This is a genomic window from Glutamicibacter protophormiae (assembly GCF_014647495.1).
Classification (GTDB): domain Bacteria; phylum Actinomycetota; class Actinomycetes; order Actinomycetales; family Micrococcaceae; genus Glutamicibacter; species Glutamicibacter protophormiae.
Genome location: NZ_BMPH01000010.1, coordinates 90968 through 110503, shown reverse-complemented (window position 1 = coordinate 110503; position 19536 = coordinate 90968). Strand labels below are relative to the sequence as shown.

Sequence of the window (19536 nt, the reverse complement as noted above, 5' to 3'; positions counted from 1 at the left end):
ATCTGTTCACCGTGCAGTTACCCTTTGCTCATCCAGGGATGAAACGGTGCAGTGGTTGACCGCGGGCGGGGGAGATCCCCGACACCCGCCACGAACCGCAAAGGAGACTCGGAGAAGTTGAACACGACATTGAAGGCCATCGCAGCAGGGGCCATGGGACTCGGTCTGCTCTTCAGCACCCTGCCGGCACAGGCCGCGCAGCGGATCGACCCAGGCAAGCAGCCCGAATTGCCCTGCGCCGCGGCGCCGCTGGTGAAGGTGGAAACCGGCGCGGTGTTCTCCGATCCGTTGCAGGATACGGCCGGAGCGGTTGCCGAACGGCTGTGCTCCTACTTCAAGCAGGCCGATGCAGGTTCCACCATTTCGCTGGCGGCCTTCGTGATCTCGGGGCAGAGCGGTGAAGACTACGTCGACCAGCTGCTGGCGGCCCACGCGCGCGGAGTCAATATCCAGGTGGTGATGGACGGCTGGCAGATTTCCAAGGCCCCGGCGGCGCGGCTGATCAAGACGCTGGGCACCGACACGAGCCAAGGCTCCTGGGTGGCGGTGTGCTCGAACAAGTCGCCCGAAGGCAACACCAGCTCCTGCCAGGGGACCAAGGGCATGCACAACAAGTTCGCGCTGTTCTCCTCGGTCTCCGGCCAGCAGAACGTGGTGGTGCAGTCGTCTGCCAATGTCACGGATGTGAACCATGTGAGCTACTGGAACAATGCGTTGACCGTGACCGGCGATGACGGGCTGTACCGCGCCTACCATTCCTACCATGCGGACATGGCCCGCATGGAGCAGACCCCGGATTACCACCGCACCGAGGCCTCGCGCGGCCCGTCCGGAGCAACGGTGGCGCGCTTCTTCCCGGCGGCCGCTGCCGACCCGGTGGCGCAGCGGCTCTCTGAGCTGCAGTGCAAAAACAAGAACAGCACGGTGGCGGTCGCCATGAGCGAGTGGGACGATACGCGCACCGCCATCGCCGAAGAACTCGGACGCCTCAAGAGCCAGGGCTGCGCCGTCAGCGTGGCCGCCGGACCGGTCGGCGAGCAGGTCGCCGGTGTCCTGGCTGCAGCGGGTATCGAACACCGCTCAGTAGAGGATACGTCTACTACAGGACGTGTGCACTCGAAGTACCTCGTGGTTTCCGGAATGCGGGACAACGCCTCGCCGGAAGGACGCCGCGGGGACTCCTCATTCGTCTTCACCGGCAGCCACAATTACAATTCCACCAGCCTGCGGCGCAATGACGAGGCCATCCTGGAACTGCACAACCGCAAGGCGGTCAAGGCCTACCAGGACAATGCCCGGAGGCTGGTGCAGGTCGGCATGCCGGTCAGCGAGTAGCATCGGGATCGTCAAAGTAGATTTATCTTCTGCATGAGTTAGCTACTAGTTCCAATGGCGAATCCTTCCATGTCCTGTTCAACGGAGCGCCATCTCGTGGCGGCGGCGCGTTCACGCGCGGGGGATAGGTTGGAGCCAAGTTCCTCGCCGGCCGGTGGCATCAAGCAGCAATCGCACGGTGCCCGGACGGTGAGATAGCTTACTGTTCATGGTGCAGGGGCCGATTAATGCTAGAGTTAAGGCAATTGTTTTATGTGTGGCAAAATGGACACGGTCCGGGTTGCGGGTAGGTTGCGCAACGAATGCCACACTTTCGCACGCCTAGGGACATTCTGATCCTGGATGGGCGGTAAAGCAAGCAGTTAGTGCTGCAGAGGAAAGTGTCAGCCCCCATAAGGCCGCCGCTCCGATGCCGTGCCGAAGAACTTAGACAATGGAAGGACACGAAAGTGCCTACTATTCAGCAGCTGGTCCGCAAGGGCCGCTCGCCTAAGGTCGTAAAGACCAAGGCTCCTGCCCTTAAGAGCAACCCAATGCGCCGTGGCGTGTGCACTCGCGTGTACACCACCACCCCGAAGAAGCCGAACTCGGCACTGCGTAAGGTCGCACGTGTGCGCCTTGCCGGTGGTATTGAGGTCACCGCTTACATTCCAGGTGTCGGTCACAACCTGCAGGAACACTCCATCGTGCTCGTTCGCGGTGGTCGTGTGAAGGACTTGCCAGGTGTCCGCTACAAGATTGTTCGTGGTGCTCTGGATACCCAGGGTGTGAAGGATCGTAAGCAGGCTCGTTCCCGCTACGGTGCAAAGAAGGATGGTAAGTAATGCCTCGTAAGGGTCCGGCGCCAAAGCGCCCACTAGTTTCTGATCCAGTTTACGATTCCCCATTGGTCACTCAGCTGATCAACAAGGTTCTCGTGGACGGCAAGAAGTCCACCGCAGAGCGCATTGTTTACGGTGCACTCGAAGGTGCAGCTGCAAAGTCCGGCGCCGACGCAGTGTCGACCCTCAAGAAGGCCATGGATAACATCCGTCCGGCCCTTGAGGTTCGTTCCCGCCGTGTTGGTGGCGCGACCTACCAGGTTCCTGTTGAGGTCAAGCCAGGCCGTGCAACCGCACTGGCTCTGCGCTGGCTGGTTGGCTACTCGAAGGCTCGCCGCGAGAAGACCATGATCGAGCGTCTGATGAACGAGATCCTGGATGCTTCGAACGGTCTGGGTGCAGCTGTGAAGCGTCGCGAAGACACTCACAAGATGGCCGAGTCCAACAAGGCATTCGCCCACTACCGCTGGTAAGAACCGCTTGGAATTGCTGGGCGTCTACCGGCGCCCAGCAGTTCCAGCATCACCTCTTAGGGAGACAACGTGGCACAGGACGTGCTGACTGACCTGAACAAGGTCCGCAACATCGGCATCATGGCTCACATTGATGCCGGTAAGACCACTACTACCGAGCGCATCCTTTTCTACACGGGTGTAAACCACAAGCTCGGTGAGACCCACGACGGTGGCGCAACCACCGACTGGATGGAGCAGGAAAAGGAACGCGGTATCACCATTACCTCCGCGGCCGTGACTTGCTTCTGGAACAAGAACCAGATCAACATCATCGATACCCCGGGCCACGTTGACTTCACCGTTGAGGTGGAGCGCTCGCTGCGCGTGCTCGATGGCGCCGTTGCCGTGTTCGACGGCAAGGAAGGCGTTGAGCCTCAGTCCGAGACCGTTTGGCGTCAGGCTGACAAGTACAACGTTCCACGTATCTGCTTCGTGAACAAGATGGACAAGCTCGGTGCTGACTTCTACTTCACCGTAGACACCATCATCAACCGCCTGGGTGCCAAGCCGCTGGTCATGCAGCTGCCAATCGGCTCCGAGTCGGAGTTCACCGGCGTGGTGGACCTGCTGACCATGAAGGCATTCGTCTGGGAAGGCGACTCCAAGGGTGACGTCACCATGGGTGCCGCCTACGAGACTCGCGAAATTCCTGCAGACCTGCAGGAAAAGGCCGAAGAGTACCGCGCCAAGCTGATTGAAGATGTCGCAGAGGCATCCGAAGAGCTCATGGAGAAGTACCTCGAAGGCGAAGAGATCTCCATCGACGAGCTCAAGGCCGGCATTCGCAAGCTGACCGTGAACTCGGAAGCCTACCCGGTCTTCTGTGGTTCGGCGTTCAAGAACCGTGGTGTCCAGCCGATGCTGGACGCCGTGATCGACTTCCTGCCAACCCCGCTCGACGTGGGCGCCATGGTGGGTCACGATCCAAAGAACGAGGAAATCGAGCTCACTCGCGAGCCTTCCGAGGATGCACCATTCTCGGCACTGGCTTTCAAGATCGCTGCTCACCCGTTCTTCGGCCAGCTGAACTTCATCCGCGTTTACTCCGGCAAGGCAGAGTCCGGCGCACAGCTGCTGAACTCGACCAAGCAGAAGAAGGAACGCGTTGGCAAGCTCTTCCAGATGCACGCCAACAAGGAACAGCCGGTAGACGAGATCCACGCAGGTCACATCTACGCTGTGATCGGCCTGAAGGACACCACCACCGGTGACACCCTGTGCGATCCGCAGAACCCGATCGTCCTCGAATCGATGACCTTCCCGGATCCAGTGATCTTCGTGGCCATCGAGCCAAAGACCAAGGGCGACCAGGAAAAGCTGTCGACCGCTATTCAGAAGCTGTCGGCGGAGGATCCAACCTTCACCGTCTCGCTGAACGAAGACACCGGCCAGACCGAAATCGGCGGCATGGGCGAACTCCACCTGGATATCCTGGTGGACCGCATGAAGCGCGAATTCCGCGTGGAAGCCAACGTCGGCAAGCCGCAGGTTGCATACCGCGAAACCATCAAGAAGGCTGTGGAGAAGGTCGACTTCACCCACAAGAAGCAGACCGGTGGTTCGGGCCAGTTCGCAAAGGTCCAGGTCTCCTTCGAGCCTCTGGAAGTTGTGGACGGCGTTACCTACGAGTTCAAGAACGCCGTCACCGGCGGTCGCGTGCCTCGTGAGTACATCCCGTCGGTTGACGCTGGTATCCAGGACGCCATGCAGTACGGCATCCTCGCCGGCTACCCGCTGGTCGGCGTGAAGGCCACCCTCATCGACGGTGCCTACCACGACGTTGACTCCTCGGAAATGGCGTTCAAGATCGCCGGTTCGCAGGTCTTCAAGGAAGGTGCACGCCGCGCCAACCCTGTTCTGCTTGAACCGCTGATGTCCGTTGAGGTTCGTACCCCGGAAGAGTACATGGGCGACGTTATCGGCGACCTGAACTCCCGCCGTGGCTCGATCCAGGAGATGTCCGACGCCGCAGGCGTCAAGGTCATCCGCGCTGGCGTTCCACTGTCTGAGATGTTCGGTTACATTGGTGACCTGCGTTCGAAGACCCAGGGTCGTGCAGTCTACTCGATGACCTTCGACAGCTACTCTGAGGTCCCGAAGGCAGTTGCCGACGAGATCATCCAGAAGTCCCGCGGCGAATAATCGCCGAAGGAACCAAAACTTGGCCGTGACCCCCGTGTGGGGAAGTGGCCGATCGCAAGGCCGGCGGAGATCCGTCGACGCCGGCCTTGCAAACGGCCAACGAGGGATTTGCATCACATGCAGGGCCCGCAGAGGACCGAAATTTCCATATTTATCCACGCCCCCAGTAGACTATTTGAAGTTCGTTTGCGAACCGCGCAGACGAAGAAAGTCTTCTGTAAATGTTTCTAGGAGGAACTTGTGGCAAAGGCAAAGTTCGAGCGCAGCAAGCCGCACGTCAACATTGGTACCATCGGTCACGTTGACCACGGTAAGACCACTCTGACCGCAGCGATCTCCAAGGTCCTGGCTGACAAGTACCCGGATCTGAACGAGCAGCGCGACTTCGCTAACATTGACTCGGCTCCGGAAGAGCGCCAGCGCGGTATTACCATCAACATCTCGCACATCGAGTACCAGACCGAGAAGCGTCACTACGCACACGTTGATGCTCCAGGCCACGCTGACTACGTCAAGAACATGATCACCGGTGCTGCCCAGATGGACGGCGCGATCCTGGTTGTTGCCGCAACTGACGGCCCAATGGCTCAGACCCGCGAGCACGTTCTGCTGGCCCGCCAGGTTGGTGTTCCTACCCTGATGGTCGCACTGAACAAGTCCGACATGGTTGACGACGAAGAGCTGCTCGAGCTCGTGGAGATGGAAGTTCGCGAACTTCTGTCCTCGCAGGGCTTCGATGGCGACGACGCACCAGTCATCAAGGTTTCCGCTCTGAAGGCGCTGGAAGGCGATCCAAAGTGGGTTGCAGCTGTTGAAGAACTGATGGACGCTGCTGACACCTTCATCCCGGATCCAGTTCGCGACCGCGACAAGCCATTCCTGATGCCGATCGAGGACGTCTTCACCATTACCGGTCGCGGTACTGTGGTGACCGGTCGCGCCGAGCGTGGCACCCTGGCCATCAACTCCGAGGTCGAGATCGTTGGCATCCGCCCGATCCAGAAGACCACCGTTACCGGTATCGAGATGTTCCACAAGCAGCTCGACGAAGCTTGGGCAGGCGAGAACTGTGGTCTGCTGCTTCGCGGTCTGAAGCGCGACGATGTTGAGCGCGGCCAGGTTGTCGTAGCCCCAGGCTCGATCACCCCGCACACCAACTTCGAAGCCAACGTCTACATCCTGTCGAAGGACGAAGGCGGACGTCACAACCCGTTCTACTCGAACTACCGTCCGCAGTTCTACTTCCGCACCACCGACGTTACCGGCGTTATCACCCTCCCAGAGGGCACCGAAATGGTTATGCCAGGCGACAACACCGAAATGTCGGTTGAGCTGATCCAGCCAATCGCCATGGAAGAGGGCCTCGGCTTCGCTATCCGCGAAGGCGGCCGCACCGTTGGTTCGGGCAAGGTCACCAAGATCACCAAGTAGTTTCTGCTTGACGATCTAGACCCTGGTGGTCTATCGGCAATCCCCGCCACTCATTACGAGTGGCGGGGATTTCTGTCTTAAACGGCGCCTAGAGTAGCGAGTAATTCTAAAAGGTGGTCTAATTGATGCGGGCGGGGTTTTACCGCCAGATTGAAGAATCATTTGCGAGGGGAGCGCCGAGGCGATGGAAATAGTCGTGGCACTGGTATTCATCGCGGCGGCATACTTTGTCGGCCGCAACAGGGGCCGTCAGGCTCCCTCCAGCGACGCGCCGGCCCTGCGCGAGGCCCGCGCGACCGCCTGGCGGGAAGGCTATGACGCCGCGGTCCAATACCTCGGCGAGCCACGCGGTGCAACAGCACCGCAGCACGCCGACCACGCTCCCGCACCAGCCGCTCCCGAACCGGCGACTCCCGAACCGGCGGAGCAACAGCCTGCCGCAGTCCTCCCGCTTGATGCGATACAGCCGCCGCTTGCCACCTCCTCAACTGCTAATGGGGATCCGGGCTCGTGGCGCGAGCGGCCGCGCATCCTGCAGACCACCGGAAACCGGGCGGCGGCCCAGCCTCCGGCTCCGGCCGCGGCGGCCAAGGTTCTGAGCAAGCGGGAACGCGAGCTGCGCAATATCAACGTGACCCTCTATGTTGCCGCCCTGATGATCGTGGCAGCGGGCGCGCTCTTCCTCAGCTTCGCCCTGCCGCCATTGGCCAAACTCGTGGCGCTCTTCGCGCTGGCCGTTGCCTTCTACGGCGGGGGATTGGTGGTCCATGCCACCCGGGAATCCCTCCGGCCCGCGGCTGCAGCATTCGCCGGCACCGGACTGGCCCTGCTCCCGCTGTGCGCCATAGCGACCTACAACACCGTGCACCTCAGCGGGCCGACAGTGTGGCTGGTTTTCTCCGCCATTGCCACAGTGGCGGTCGGCTACGCCACGGTGCGCTTCCGTTCCCGCGTGCTCGCATGGCTTGCCGTGCTGATCCTGGTCAGCACCGCCATGGCCGGCGCGGCGAGCATGCAGCGCGGCGTGTTCTATTACCTGCTTTTCCTGCTGGTGCTCTCGATCATCCTGCTGCTCGCGGCCACGCGCAGCCCGGCGGTGCGCGCCTCCATCTTCTTCCAGGCGCTGCAGGCCACGGCCCAGCTGCTTCCCGCGCTGGTGCTGGCCCTGGCTGTCGTGCTGTCCCCGGACTTGGCGGCCCGGGACTTCCTCTGGGTCTTCTTCCTGCTGACGATTCAGCTGCTGCTGTCCGTCCGGCTGTTTGCCACGGCGCGGCACTTGCGCTTCCTGGCCGCCCGGGCCAGCGCCCTGCTCACGGTCATCGCCGGCTGCGCACTGCTGGAGCTGCCGGCCTCATCCACCGCGCTGGTTGTGGCGGTACTGTTCGCCGCCCAGGCGCTGCTGGTCGTACTGGCCGGCGAAAGCTACCGAGCCATCTTCAAGCTCGACGTAACGCTGTGGCGCATCGAGCGGGCAACGCTGTGGATGCTGACGGTTCTGTCTGTGGTCACCGCCTATGAGTTGGCGGGTTTTGGCGCTGCTATCTGGCTGATCAGCTTCGCGGTGGTGCCGGTGCTCATGCTCGCTGCGGTCCCCGCGCTGTGGTGGCAGGCCAAGATCGAACTCGCGGCCCTGCTGGTGCTCGCCGTCCTTCCCGGAATGGATGCGGCCGGAGAGCCATGGCGGCTGCTGCCCACGCTGGGAGCGGCCCTGCTGGTTGTGCTCGCCCTGCGGCCGCGGATCGCGGGACCGTGGAGCCTTGCCTACCGGATGATCGCGTGGGCATTGTGCCTGTCGCTTGGCGTCACCTCTGGCGCCGCGGTGGGCGAGCTGCTGCACCCGGCGCAGCCCGCGGCATCCGGCATGGCCGGCGTCCTGGGCCTGTGGGCTGTCCTCTTCATCTGGTGGGCCGTTGACATCGCGGCCGCCGGAAACCAGACGCTGGTCTTCCGAAGTGTCGACCTGCGCCTGCTACGTATGGCCGCCAGCGCGGGCCTGGCGCTGGCGAGCCTGACCCTGCTCGTCGGCCTTGACGCCGCGGACACCGCATCCTTCTACGGCCTGGAGACGGTCGAATGGTTTGTTGCGGGCGCGGCGCTCACCATCGGGCTGACCATCGTGGCCGCACTGCGTGCCGCACCCGTGAGCCGGAACGTGGAACAGGCGGTGCGCTGCATCGCGGCCGGTGTCCTGGCCCTGGTCTACCTGCTGAGCCTGGGCGTGAGCCTGTGGCAGCCTGCACCGGTGTTCGCCCTGGTGATCTTGGCCTATTACCTGGTCGAATCCCGACGGTCTCAGCTTGCCGGCTGGAAGATGGCCTACGCGGGCGCCGCCCAGCTCACCTTCTCCAGCGCCGTCTGGTGGTTCACCGAGCATATGGACTTCGACCGCCACGGGCAGTTCGCCATGTTCACCGTATCCCTGATCCTGCCGCAGCTTGCCCGGCTCGGAACCGCATGGCGTCGGCGCCGGGAACTGCGCAATGAACTTCGCTTTATCGCGTGGGGCATGCTGGCCTTCATCCCCGTATCCACGCTGGCCTACGCCGGCTGGGGGCTGGCCGCGGACAGGGGAGTGCTGCTGCTGGAAAGCCTGCTGTTCGGGTTGTACGGGGCAGTGCTGTATCTGGCGGAACGTTCGGAGGGATGGCGGCGGCAGTACTATCTGATCGCGCCGCTGCTTGGCCTGCTCGCGCTGATCCAGGTTCCCGCTTGGAACCTGCCCGTGCAGACCGGATGGATCCGCAGCTCGTGGTGGGATACCACCGTTGCCTTCGTGCTGTTGCTGGTTCTTTCCGCTTCGGTGGCGGCCGCGGAGTGGCTCCTGCGAGACCGCCAGAACCTGGGGGTAGCGCTCGGCGCGGGGATGTTCCTCCCGCTGCTGGTGCTCAACGCCTGGAACCCCGCCGAGGGCTGGGTGATTGCCAGCGCCGTGCTGGCCGCAGCGATCTTCGCCCTGATGGTGCATACCCGATCAGTCGCCTGGTTCGCGCTAGGCGCCGGCATCTTCGCCAGCGGCGCTCTGCTGTACTCGGTGCAGCTATGGCGCGACAAGCAGCTGCTGAACCGGTTGCAGAGCATGGACGTGGTCTGGGCGCTGCTGGCCGCCGCCTTCATCTTCTATATCATGGCGGCAACCCACGGCCGCTTTGCCGGGACGCGGCCGAGCTATCCCGCAGCGCAGTACCGGGCGGAAGATGCCAAGGGATCCTCCTCGCGGCTGTATCTGCTGATGGGGCTGGCTTCGGCCTTCGCCGCCGGAACCTTGGCGCATCTGGAGAATCACAGCCCCGGCTCGGTGCTGGGCGGCGCCGCACTGGTCTTCGCAGTGGCAGTGGCCCTGCGGGTCTTCGAATGCCCGCCGCGGTTGCAGCCGTTCACCGTCGACCTGCTGCTTCCGCTGGCCGTCTACCTGGGAGTCAGCAGCTATGCGACCCTGGCTCACCTCCCGGCGGCCAGCATCCTGGCGTCCTATGCAAGCTTGGTGCTCGTGCTGCTCGCCGTCTGGCGCCACCTGCAGAAAACACCGGTGCTGGCGCACCGGTATCTTGTCGCCGGAGGCGTCATGGCGAACCTGGCGATGTTGGCGAACCTCGCCGATGCCAGCCAAGTCGCCAGGATCTACGCGCTCGTCTTCTTCGCGGCATTGATTGCCTACGGACTGAAGCAGGGCCGGAGGCTCTACATCTGGTGGGGCGCAGCCACCGTAACCCTGGCGGTGCTCTGGTCGCTGCGGTCACTGGCATTCTTCTGGCTGGTGATCCTCGGGGCGGGGCTGATCGTCGCCGCGGTCATTAAGCTCTCCCGGGTGGACGGCTCCAAGCAGGGTGGGGGACCGGCCGACGCTGCGGCGTCGCGGGATTCCCGGCCGGGCCAGTTCCCGGTTGCCGATGCTCCACAGCCGCCGCGCGGCAGGCCTGGGGCAGACGGCGACGAGCAGGAGCCGGGGCAGCTTGGCTAGCCCTTGAGGGCGCGTGAGGTCAAGATCACGCGCCCGGATGCGCATAAAAGATTTGCGCGATCCCCGCCGACCTGTCAGACTAGATAAGTTGCTTCGGTGCAACCCGATCCCCGATTTTTGGGGTAATCGGCTGGTTTGAACGACCGGGATCGACTCTCACGCAGGATAATGCCTGGGGTTCGGGATCGATACAACTGCTTCAAGCTATAAGGCCCTCGTTGAAAGTGAAAACTTTTGCGAGCTGTCGTGACTAAAATTTTCGCGACACGCCCGACTTCGGGGGTCGGAGCCTCCTGAGGTTGAGGAACCCGGATTTCATTCGGATTCAGCCGCAGCGTAAGGCGTGCCGGTTCGTAAGAGCCCGTATTAGGCACAGAACTTGTTAATAGTGCTATCAGAAAGAGGCATGACGCCATGGCGGGACAGAAAATCCGCATCCGGCTGAAGTCGTATGACCACGAGGTCATTGACGTTTCAGCCCGGAAGATCGTTGAGACGGTAACGCGCGCAGGCGCCACCGTAGTCGGCCCAGTGCCGCTGCCAACGGAGAAGAACGTGTACTGCGTTATCCGTTCGCCACACAAGTACAAAGACAGCCGTGAGCACTTCGAAATGCGCACGCACAAGCGTCTGATCGACATCGTCGATCCGACCCCGAAGGCTGTTGATTCGCTGATGCGTCTCGACCTGCCGGCGGACGTCAACATCGAAATCAAGCTTTAAGGGGAGGTGGCGAGAAAACTATGACCGCAACCCGCAATGTTAAGGGCCTGCTGGGCACGAAGCTCGGCATGACCCAGGTTTGGGACGAGAACAACAACCTGATCCCTGTCACCGTCGTGCAGGCTGATAGCAACGTTGTCACCCAGCTTCGCAACGCTGACCGCGATGGCTACACCGCAGTTCAGATCGGCTACGGCCAGATCGATCCGCGCAAGGTAACCAAGCCACTGGCAGGTCACTTCGAAGCTGCAGGCGTGACCCCACGTCGTCACCTGGTAGAGCTGCGCACCGCAGACGCTGCCGAGTACGCAGCTGGCCAGGAATTGTCCGTAGAGCTCTTCGAAGCCGGCCAGAAGGTCGACGTCGTTGGCACCTCCAAGGGCAAGGGCTTCGCCGGCGTTATGAAGCGTCACAACTTCGCTGGCGTCTCCGCTTCGCACGGTGCTCACAAGAACCACCGTAAGCCAGGTTCCATCGGCGGCGCATCGACCCCAGGTCGCGTTTTCCGTGGACAGAAGATGGCCGGTCGCATGGGTGCTGAGCGTGTAACGACTCAGAACCTGACCATCCACGCCATCGACGCTGAGAAGAACCTCCTGCTGATCAAGGGTGCCGTTCCAGGCGCCCGCGGCCGCGTCGTCCTCGTACGCACCGCCGTGAAGGGAGCATAAGTAAATGACCAAGGCACTTAACGTCGAACTGCCTGCAGAGATCTTCGACGTACAGACCAACGTCCCGCTGCTGCACCAGGTTGTCGTTGCACAGCTGGCTGCTGCCCGTCAGGGTACCCACAAGGTCAAGGACCGCTCCGAGGTTTCGGGTGCAGGTCGCAAGCCGTTCAAGCAGAAGGGTACCGGCCGCGCCCGTCAGGGTTCGATCCGCGCTCCTCACATGACCGGTGGCGGCATCGTCCACGGCCCAACCCCGCGCGACTACTCGCAGCGTACCCCGAAGAAGATGAAGGCTGCTGCACTGCGCGGCGCCCTGTCGGATCGCGCACGCTTCGATCGCGTCCACGTCATTGAAAACCTGGTTGCCGGTGAAACCCCGTCGACCAAGGAAGCACTGGCAACCCTGCGTTCGCTGACCGAGCGCAAGAACCTGCTTGTCGTCATCGATCGCGCCAACGATGTTGCTGCACTCTCCGTGCGCAACCTCGCCGCTGTGCACGTTCTGTACGTCGACCAGCTGAACACCTACGATGTTCTGGTTTCGGATGACGTAGTCTTCACCAAGGCTGCATTCGATGCCCTGGTCCAGAAGGAGGAAGCCAAGTGAGCACCTTCTCCAAGGCTCCACACGACGTGGTCATCGCACCGGTCGTATCGGAAAAGAGCTACGGTCTGATCGACGAAGGCAAGTACACCTTCCTGGTCGACCCGCGTTCGAACAAGTCGGAAATCAAGAATGCCGTTGAAGCGATCTTCAACGTCAAGGTTGATTCCGTGAACACCATCAACCGTACTGGTAAGCGCAAGCGCACCAAGTTCGGGTGGGGTGCACGCAAGGCTACCAAGCGTGCAATCATCACCCTCAAGGACGGTTCGATTGACATCTTCGGCGGTCCGCTTTCCTAAGCGGAGACCACTTTAACGAGGAATAGAATAAATGGGAATTCGTAAGTTTAAGCCGACTACCCCGGGCCTGCGCGGCTCGTCGGTAGCCGACTTCGCAGAAATCACCCGATCGACTCCGGAAAAGTCGCTGGTTCGCCCGCTCACCAAGAGCGGTGGCCGTAACAACTCCGGTAAGATCACCACCCGACACAAGGGTGGCGGACACAAGCGCGCATACCGCGTGATCGACTTCCGTCGTCACGACAAGGACGGCGTTCCGGCAAAGGTTGCTCACATCGAGTACGACCCGAACCGTACCGCTCGTATCGCCCTGCTCCACTACGTGGACGGCACCAAGCGCTACATCGTCGCACCGAACAACCTCAACCAGGGTGACACCGTTGAGGCCGGTCCGAACGCTGACATCAAGCCAGGCAACAACCTGCCGCTGCGTAACATCCCGGTTGGTACCGTGATTCACGCTGTGGAGCTCCGCCCAGGCGGCGGCGCCAAGATGGCTCGTTCCGCTGGTGCTTCGATCCAGCTGGTAGCCCGTGAGGGTCGCTTCGCCCAGCTGCGTCTGCCTTCCGGCGAAATCCGCAACGTTGATGTGCGCTGCCGCGCAACCATCGGCGAAGTTGGCAATGCCGAGCAGATCAACATCAACTGGGGCAAGGCCGGCCGCATGCGCTGGAAGGGCGTTCGCCCAACCGTGCGTGGTGTAGCCATGAACCCGATCGACCACCCACACGGTGGCGGTGAGGGTAAGACCTCCGGTGGTCGCCACCCGGTCAACCCTAACGGTAAGCGTGAAGGACGCACCCGTCGTCCGAACAAGGAAAGCGACAAGCTCATTGTGCGTCGTCGCAAGACCGGCAAGAACAAGCGATAGGAGCCTGGAAACATGCCACGCAGCCTGAAGAAAGGCCCCTTCGTCGATCAGCACCTGTTCCTGAAGGTCGTTGCTGAAAACGAAAAGGGCACCAAGAACGTCATCAAGACGTGGTCCCGCCGTTCGATGATCATCCCGGACATGCTGGGACACACCATCGCCGTGCACGACGGTCGCAAGCACATTCCTGTGTTCGTTACCGAATCCATGGTTGGTCACAAGCTCGGTGAGTTTGCTCCAACCCGCACGTTCCGTGGCCACGTAAAGGACGACAAGAAGGGCAAGCGCCGCTAGGCCCCGCAAGGGAACTAGTGATCGCTTAGCACTTCTTCGATAGACGAGAGAAGGATAGCAATGGAAGCCAAGGCAATTGCGCGTCACATCCGCGTAACGCCTATGAAGGCCCGGCGCGTCGTCAACCTTGTTCGTGGTCTGCAGACCAACGAAGCACTGGCCATTCTGAAGTTCGCCCCACAGGCAGCTTCGGAGCCGGTATACAAGGTTGTCGCATCGGCAGTGGCTAACGCCCGTGCCGCCGCGGACCGCGCAGGTGAAGCATTCAATGAGGACGAGCTGATTATCAGCGAGGCGTTTGTTGACGAAGGCCCGACCATGAAGCGGTTCCAGCCGCGAGCTCAGGGTCGCGCATTCCAGATCAAGAAGCGCACCAGCCACGTGACTGTGGTTGTTTCAACCCCTAAGAAGGGTGGGGAGAACTAAATGGGACAGAAGGTAAACCCGAACGGTTTCCGTCTCGGCATCACCACTGACCACGTGTCGCACTGGTTCGCTGATTCCAGCAAGCCAGGTCAGCGTTACAAGGATTACGTGAAGGAAGACGTACAGATCCGTGCGCTCCTCTCCGACGGCATGGACCGCGCCGGCATCGCCCGCGTTGAGATCGAACGTACCCGTGACCGCGTGCGTGTGGATATCCACACCGCTCGTCCCGGCATCGTTATCGGTCGTCGCGGCGCCGAAGCCGACCGCATTCGCGGCGAGCTCGAAAAGCTCACCAAGAAGCAGGTTCAGCTGAACATCCTCGAGGTCAAGAACCCTGACATGGAGGCCCAGCTGGTCGCCCAGGGCATCGCCGAGCAGCTTGCTTCCCGCGTGGCTTTCCGCCGTGCGATGAAGAAGGCAATGCAGTCGGCAATGCGTGCAGGTGCCAAGGGCATCCGCGTGCAGTGCTCCGGTCGTCTGGGCGGTGCAGAAATGTCCCGCAAGGAGTTCTACCGCGAAGGCCGTGTGCCGCTGCACACCCTGCGCGCGAACATCGACTTCGGCAAGTTCGAAGCCAAGACCACCTTCGGCCGTATCGGCGTGAAGGTCTGGATCTACAAGGGTGACGTCACCGCCAAGGAACTGGCTGCACAGCAGGCTGCTGCTGCTCCAGCTCGCGGCGGCCGCGGCGGCAACGATCGTCCACGTGGTGGAGAGCGTCGTCGTCGTAACGACCGCAACAAGGGCGCTGCAGCTCCGGCTGCGGAAGGAGGAGAGGCTTAAATGCTTATCCCACGTCGAGTAAAGTTCCGCAAGCAGCACCACCCGAAGCGTTCGGGTGCTGCAAAGGGCGGCACCACCGTAGCATTCGGTGATTACGGTATTCAGGCGTTGACCCCGGCTTACGTGACTAACCGTCAGATCGAGGCCGCTCGTATCGCCATGACCCGTTACATCAAGCGTGGCGGTAAGGTGTGGATCAACATCTACCCAGACCGTCCGCTGACCAAGAAGCCAGCCGAAACCCGCATGGGTTCCGGTAAGGGTTCGCCGGAGTGGTGGGTCGCCAACGTCAAGCCAGGACGAGTCATGTTTGAACTCGGTGGCGTCAGTGAAGAGGTAGCTCGTGAGGCCCTGCGTCTCGCGATCCATAAGCTGCCGATGAAGGCACGCATCGTGCGTCGTGAAGGTGGTGAATAGGGATGTCTATCGGTTCTAAGGACCTTAGCATTGAGTCCCTGGACGGCTTCGATACTCCTCGTCTGAACGAGGAATTGAAGAAGGCCAAGGCAGAACTGTTCAACCTGCGTTTCCAGTCGGCCACCGGCCAGCTGGAATCCCACGGTAACCTGAAGTCCATCAAGCGCGACATCGCCCGCATCTACACGGTGCTGCGCGAACGCGAGCTGGGTATTCGTCAGGATGTCGTCGTCCCGGTTGAAGAAACCAAGAAGGACTCCAAGTAATGAGCGAGAAGGAGAACGGTGTGGCTGACGCAACCGAGCGCAACGACCGCAAGACCCTCCGTGGTTACGTGGTTTCCGACAAGATGCAGAAGACCATCGTCGTTGACGTTGAGGACCGTGTGAAGCACGCCCTCTACGGCAAGGTCATGCGTCGCAACAAGAACGTGAAGGCTCACGACGAGAACAACGAAGCCGGCATCGGCGACTTGGTTGTTATCGCTGAGACCCGCCCGCTGTCTGCTGACAAGCACTGGCGTCTGGTCGAGATCGTCGAGAAGGCTAAGTAAGCTTTCTTGGTGATTTCACGGATAACGTGAATTGCACAAAACGCCCCGAACACTTCGAAAGAAGAGTTCGGGGCGTTTTTGCGTACCCGGAAGAACCTGGACATCATGGCCGAGACCGCGATTCTATGCAACCATGCCTCATGGCACAGATACAGTACCTCCGTCCCGAGGGGCTCATCCGCTCACCGGCCTTCAGCCACGCCGCGGTCGTTCCACCCGGGATGGCCACGATCTACCTCGGCGGACAAAACGCGGTAGACGCGCAGGGACAGCTGGTAGGCGCAGGGGACATCGCAGCGCAGGCCGCGCAGGCGATGGACAATGCCGTCACCGCGTTGACTGCCGCCGGGGCGCAGTTGGTCGACGTGGTCCAGTGGACGGTGATGATGCTCCAGGGCTGCGACGTCAACGCCGCCTACGGAGCCATCGCTCCACGGCTTGTACGGGATGATCCGCCTCTGGTGGTGGCCAGCATGGTTGCTGGACTGGGAATGCCCGGCGCGATGATTGAGATCAGCGCCATCGCCGCCATCCAGCCCTGATCCCCGCTCAACAATTGTGCGCCGAGTCCAGCGCACCATGCCGCTCATGATTCGTACTCGGACTGCGGGCCTGCGGACTGGCTGTGCGCACGGTAGGTGCTGGGACTGAATCCAAGGATTTTCCGGAAATCCGCGGCCAGGTGCGCTTGATCCGTATACCGCAGCTCGGCGGCGATCTGGGCGATGGAAGCCGACGGGTTCTCCCGTACCCGCTGGGCTGCTTCCTGCAGGCGGTATCTGCGGATCACCGCTAAAGGCGGCAAGCCCACATAGCGAAGCGAAAGCCGCTGCAGGCTCCGGACGCTGAATCCCAAGGCTTCGGCAACCTGCTCGACGCTGACGGCGCTGCGGGTGGCCGCGACGTAGTCGATAAATTCATTCGCGCGCAGCCCGTTTGCATCAGGGGCGGGGCACGAGCGCGTGAACCACGCACCGAGCGCCCGAGCGCTCTCCGGATTAGCCGCAGGACCGTTGCGCTTTCCCAGGATGCGGTTGATGTCCTGCAACAGTTCCGGGGTCTCGAAGCCGACTTCGCGATCGATCAGCGTCGCGGGGGACAGCGCCAGGGCGGTTGCCGCAGCGGGCCGAAGCAAGGCGGCCACGGCCCAGCCCTTGCCGGCCAGATCCCGGTGCGATGCCGCCGAGGCTGGTCCGGAGAGCGTCACGCCTTCCCGCTGCACCACCAGATTCATCAGCGGGAAGGGGAGCAGCTGCTGCCGCGAGGTCCGGCCTGCGGCGATATCCCAGTGCACCAGCCAGAACCAGCCGACCAGGTCCTTCAACTCGGGCGGCGGGAGAATGCGTTCGAACTGGGGGAGCCGCGCCGGGTACAAGACACCCCGGCGATCACGTTCATCCGCCACCGGCCACCGCCTTGAAGTTGTCGCGTATTTACAAGTCCAAGGGTGCCACAGGGGAATACCGTGGTGGTATGAAAACAGAGAATGAATCAACCCGGGGCGTCACTGGCAAGCACACCACCGACGGGGTGCCTGATGGCGTGAGCAGCCTGACCCCGTTCCTGGCGATCGCCAATGCCGCCGGCGCGCTGGAGTTCTACCGCGACGTGTTCGGGGCGCGGATTATCGATACCACCGTCATGGGCGGGGTTCTCGCGCATGCCGAGATCGATTTCGGGCAAGGGCACCTGCAGATCGGTGAACCGAGCCCGGAGTACGGCCTCGTTCCGCCGGCCGCCGCGCCGAACGCCTGCTATTCGATGGGGCTGTACTGCCAGGACGTCGATGAGGTCCTCGCCAAGGCGGTCCAGGCCGGGGCAACTATCCGCGAACCGGCAACGAATTTCGTCTCGGGGGACCGTTTCGCGTCCATCATCGATCCCTTCGGCATCCGCTGGTCGATCCTCAGCCGCGTGGAGGACCTGTCCGAAGAAGAAAGCGCACAGCGAGTAGCCCAATGGGCCGCAGAACAATAGGGACACGCCAACGCTAGCGGGTGCATGCACGCTCACCGCGTAGTCTCGAGGCATGGAGCGCACTCGGACGACAACCAAACATCGCTGGGCGTGGTCGCTGGTGCTGACGGCAAGCATACTCGTCGCGGTTCTCGTCTGGCTCCCTTGGCTTGGTGGCGGTTGGATCCCCAAACTGCAGGCCTTCGGGCTGTGGTTGCTGGTGTTGCCGCTGGCCCTCGGCCTCATCGCCCTTTTTCAACGCCGCTGGGCGGTAGCCGCCGTGCTGTTCACCTGCCTGCTTGCCGGCTCCGCGGCCAGCATCAACCCGCAGGTGCCTCCGGCGTCCACCGACGCGGGCGGTGCAACGCTGACAGTCATGTCCTTCAACGCGCTCAAGGCCGGCGCGGACCCTGATGCCCTGGCCGAGGCGATCCGGCAGGCCGACCCCGACGTGCTGGTGCTGGTGGAAACCAGCGAGCCGCTGCATGCCGCCCTGGCTCGGCGAGGTGCCATAGCTGCATTGAAATTCCGGAGCGCGCAGGCACCGGCCGGCGGAGAACGGGATACCGTGATCTTCTCCCGTTATCCGCTCACGGAACGCAGCGAGGAGCTTGCCAGCGCCGCAACAGGATGGCATTCGCTTCCCGTCGCTGAGCTCCAGCTGCCGCAGGGACCGATCACCGTGGCAGGCATCCACATCTTCCCGCCGCTGCATGACGCCACGCGGTGGAACCAGGGCCTGGAAGCCCTCGCACAGTGGTCGCAACAAGAGCATGGAACACCGGTGATCCTTGCCGGGGACTTCAACGCGGTCCGCGCCCACCCGCAGTACCGCCGAGCGACCACCGGTTTCACCGAGTCGTCGGGCCTGTGGCCCAACACGTCATGGCCAGCACTGGGGAAGGTGCCGGCAGTCATTGAGATTGATCATATTCTGGTCAAGGATGCCGCCGCCCAGAGGTTCGAAACCAGTGCCATCAAGGGTTCGGATCATCTGGGTGTGGTGTCCGAGCTGATGATCAATCCTTGATTTTCCGCGGATCTTCTTCCTGTCCGATGTGACCAACAACGCGTCTTTCGGCCCTACCACACCATTTCGGTTTCGCGCCACTCTAGGCTAAACTTAAGAATCTGTGCGCATCATGTTCGGGGACTATCCACCTTCGGCCTGGTGCAGTGCGGCCGGAAATCAATTCCGCGGCACACACAGCCTCGATATTTTACGCCTCGGCCCTGCCGCCAATTGGGATCAGCATTCGGTGCGCCCGCGTCGGTGGGGGTAAGCGATCGTATCGTGGAGACCATATCCGTTCCGCAAGGCTCATTTATGAGAACCAGCGAGACGACAGGAGTAAGAAGTGATTCAGCAGGAGTCGCGACTCAAGGTTGCCGATAACACCGGTGCTAAGGAAATCCTTACCATTCGTGTTCTGGGCGGCTCGAAGCGTCGCTACGCAAGCATCGGCGACACCATCGTCGCAACCGTCAAGGATGCAATCCCTGGCGGCAACGTAAAGAAGGGCGACGTCGTCAAGGCTGTCGTCGTTCGCACCAAGAAGGAAATCCGTCGCGCCGACGGTTCCTACATCAAGTTCGACGAGAACGCTGCAGTCATCCTCAAGGGTGACGCTGCCGATCCTCGTGGAACTCGTATCTTCGGCCCAGTGGGTCGTGAGCTTCGCGACAAGAAGTTCATGAAGATCGTTTCCCTGGCTCCGGAGGTGCTGTAAG

General features: G+C 61.9%; 22 protein-coding genes. 21 read left to right on the top strand and 1 reads right to left on the bottom strand.

The window, feature by feature from the left end; translation table 11 throughout:
• Nucleotides 1-117: 117 nt before the first annotated feature.
• The 18 genes from IEY43_RS12565 to IEY43_RS12480 all read left to right on the top strand — a co-directional run bounded on the left by IEY43_RS12565 (nt 118) and on the right by IEY43_RS12480 (nt 16391).
• A complete protein-coding gene (locus IEY43_RS12565; RefSeq protein WP_188948928.1) occupies nt 118-1335 on the top strand; it encodes a phospholipase D-like domain-containing protein in 1218 nt (405 codons plus the stop codon).
• A 449-nt stretch (nt 1336-1784) separates the two neighbouring features.
• Nucleotides 1785-2159 carry a 30S ribosomal protein S12 gene (gene rpsL, locus IEY43_RS12560; RefSeq protein ID WP_188948927.1) on the top strand — a complete coding sequence of 125 codons (375 nt, stop codon included), beginning with the start codon at nt 1785-1787 and terminating at the stop codon, nt 2157-2159.
• The gene (gene rpsG, locus IEY43_RS12555; RefSeq protein ID WP_188948926.1) at nt 2159-2629 is read left to right on the top strand and encodes a 30S ribosomal protein S7; all 471 of its coding nucleotides are present in this window, start codon (nt 2159-2161) and stop codon (nt 2627-2629) included. Before rpsL ends, rpsG begins: the two co-directional genes overlap by 1 nt.
• 69 nt (nt 2630-2698) lie before the next feature.
• Complete coding sequence (gene fusA / locus IEY43_RS12550) at nt 2699-4813, top strand: elongation factor G (protein ID WP_188948925.1); 2115 nt, start codon at nt 2699-2701, stop codon at nt 4811-4813.
• A 240-nt stretch (nt 4814-5053) separates the two neighbouring features.
• Entirely contained in the window at nt 5054-6244 is a 1191-nt protein-coding gene (gene tuf / locus IEY43_RS12545) for an elongation factor Tu (RefSeq protein ID WP_113607438.1), read from the top strand.
• Nucleotides 6245-6440: 196 nt separating this feature from the next.
• Entirely contained in the window at nt 6441-10202 is a 3762-nt protein-coding gene (locus tag IEY43_RS12540; protein ID WP_188948924.1) for a hypothetical protein, read from the top strand.
• Between the two features lie 414 nt (nt 10203-10616).
• A complete protein-coding gene (rpsJ, locus tag IEY43_RS12535) occupies nt 10617-10925 on the top strand; it encodes a 30S ribosomal protein S10 (protein ID WP_013349689.1) in 309 nt (102 codons plus the stop codon).
• 20 nt (nt 10926-10945) lie between these two features.
• Nucleotides 10946-11596 (top strand): 50S ribosomal protein L3, encoded by a 651-nt coding sequence (gene rplC / locus IEY43_RS12530; RefSeq protein ID WP_188948923.1) that lies wholly within the window; start codon nt 10946-10948, stop codon nt 11594-11596.
• 4 nt (nt 11597-11600) lie between these two features.
• Nucleotides 11601-12203 (top strand): 50S ribosomal protein L4, encoded by a 603-nt coding sequence (gene rplD / locus IEY43_RS12525; RefSeq protein WP_047119680.1) that lies wholly within the window; start codon nt 11601-11603, stop codon nt 12201-12203.
• Nucleotides 12200-12502 carry a 50S ribosomal protein L23 gene (gene rplW, locus IEY43_RS12520; protein WP_188948922.1) on the top strand — a complete coding sequence of 101 codons (303 nt, stop codon included), beginning with the start codon at nt 12200-12202 and terminating at the stop codon, nt 12500-12502. Before rplD ends, rplW begins: the two co-directional genes overlap by 4 nt.
• A 31-nt stretch (nt 12503-12533) precedes the next feature.
• Nucleotides 12534-13373, top strand: coding sequence for a 50S ribosomal protein L2 (gene rplB, locus IEY43_RS12515; protein WP_188948921.1), 840 nt, complete (start codon nt 12534-12536; stop codon nt 13371-13373).
• Nucleotides 13374-13385: 12 nt separating this feature from the next.
• Complete coding sequence (gene rpsS / locus IEY43_RS12510; RefSeq protein WP_022874134.1) at nt 13386-13667, top strand: 30S ribosomal protein S19; 282 nt, start codon at nt 13386-13388, stop codon at nt 13665-13667.
• 60 nt (nt 13668-13727) lie between these two features.
• On the top strand, nt 13728-14093 hold the full coding sequence (rplV, locus tag IEY43_RS12505; RefSeq protein WP_047119677.1) for a 50S ribosomal protein L22: 366 nt from the start codon (nt 13728-13730) through the stop codon (nt 14091-14093).
• A complete protein-coding gene (rpsC, locus tag IEY43_RS12500) occupies nt 14094-14879 on the top strand; it encodes a 30S ribosomal protein S3 (protein ID WP_047119676.1) in 786 nt (261 codons plus the stop codon).
• The gene (gene rplP / locus IEY43_RS12495) at nt 14880-15296 is read left to right on the top strand and encodes a 50S ribosomal protein L16 (RefSeq protein WP_188948920.1); all 417 of its coding nucleotides are present in this window, start codon (nt 14880-14882) and stop codon (nt 15294-15296) included. It begins immediately after the preceding gene.
• A 2-nt stretch (nt 15297-15298) separates the two neighbouring features.
• Entirely contained in the window at nt 15299-15562 is a 264-nt protein-coding gene (gene rpmC, locus IEY43_RS12490) for a 50S ribosomal protein L29 (protein ID WP_229777386.1), read from the top strand.
• Nucleotides 15562-15849, top strand: coding sequence for a 30S ribosomal protein S17 (gene rpsQ / locus IEY43_RS12485; protein ID WP_047119673.1), 288 nt, complete (start codon nt 15562-15564; stop codon nt 15847-15849). Before rpmC ends, rpsQ begins: the two co-directional genes overlap by 1 nt.
• Nucleotides 15850-15989: 140 nt before the next feature.
• Entirely contained in the window at nt 15990-16391 is a 402-nt protein-coding gene (locus tag IEY43_RS12480; protein WP_188948919.1) for a RidA family protein, read from the top strand.
• Nucleotides 16392-16435: 44 nt separating this feature from the next.
• On the opposite strand, the gene IEY43_RS12475 is transcribed toward IEY43_RS12480, so the two are convergent.
• The gene (locus tag IEY43_RS12475) at nt 16436-17254 is read right to left on the bottom strand and encodes a helix-turn-helix transcriptional regulator (protein ID WP_188948918.1); all 819 of its coding nucleotides are present in this window, start codon (nt 17252-17254) and stop codon (nt 16436-16438) included.
• 68 nt (nt 17255-17322) lie between these two features.
• Here IEY43_RS12475 and IEY43_RS12470 point away from each other — a divergent pair, with 68 nt between their 5' ends.
• The 3 genes from IEY43_RS12470 (at nt 17323) to rplN (ending at nt 19535) form a co-directional block, all read left to right on the top strand.
• Entirely contained in the window at nt 17323-17826 is a 504-nt protein-coding gene (locus IEY43_RS12470) for a VOC family protein (RefSeq protein WP_188948917.1), read from the top strand.
• Nucleotides 17827-17878: 52 nt separating this feature from the next.
• Nucleotides 17879-18835 carry an endonuclease/exonuclease/phosphatase family protein gene (locus IEY43_RS12465; protein WP_188948916.1) on the top strand — a complete coding sequence of 319 codons (957 nt, stop codon included), beginning with the start codon at nt 17879-17881 and terminating at the stop codon, nt 18833-18835.
• Nucleotides 18836-19163: 328 nt separating this feature from the next.
• Nucleotides 19164-19535 (top strand): 50S ribosomal protein L14, encoded by a 372-nt coding sequence (gene rplN / locus IEY43_RS12460; RefSeq protein ID WP_013349674.1) that lies wholly within the window; start codon nt 19164-19166, stop codon nt 19533-19535.
• Nucleotide 19536: the final 1 nt, after the last annotated feature.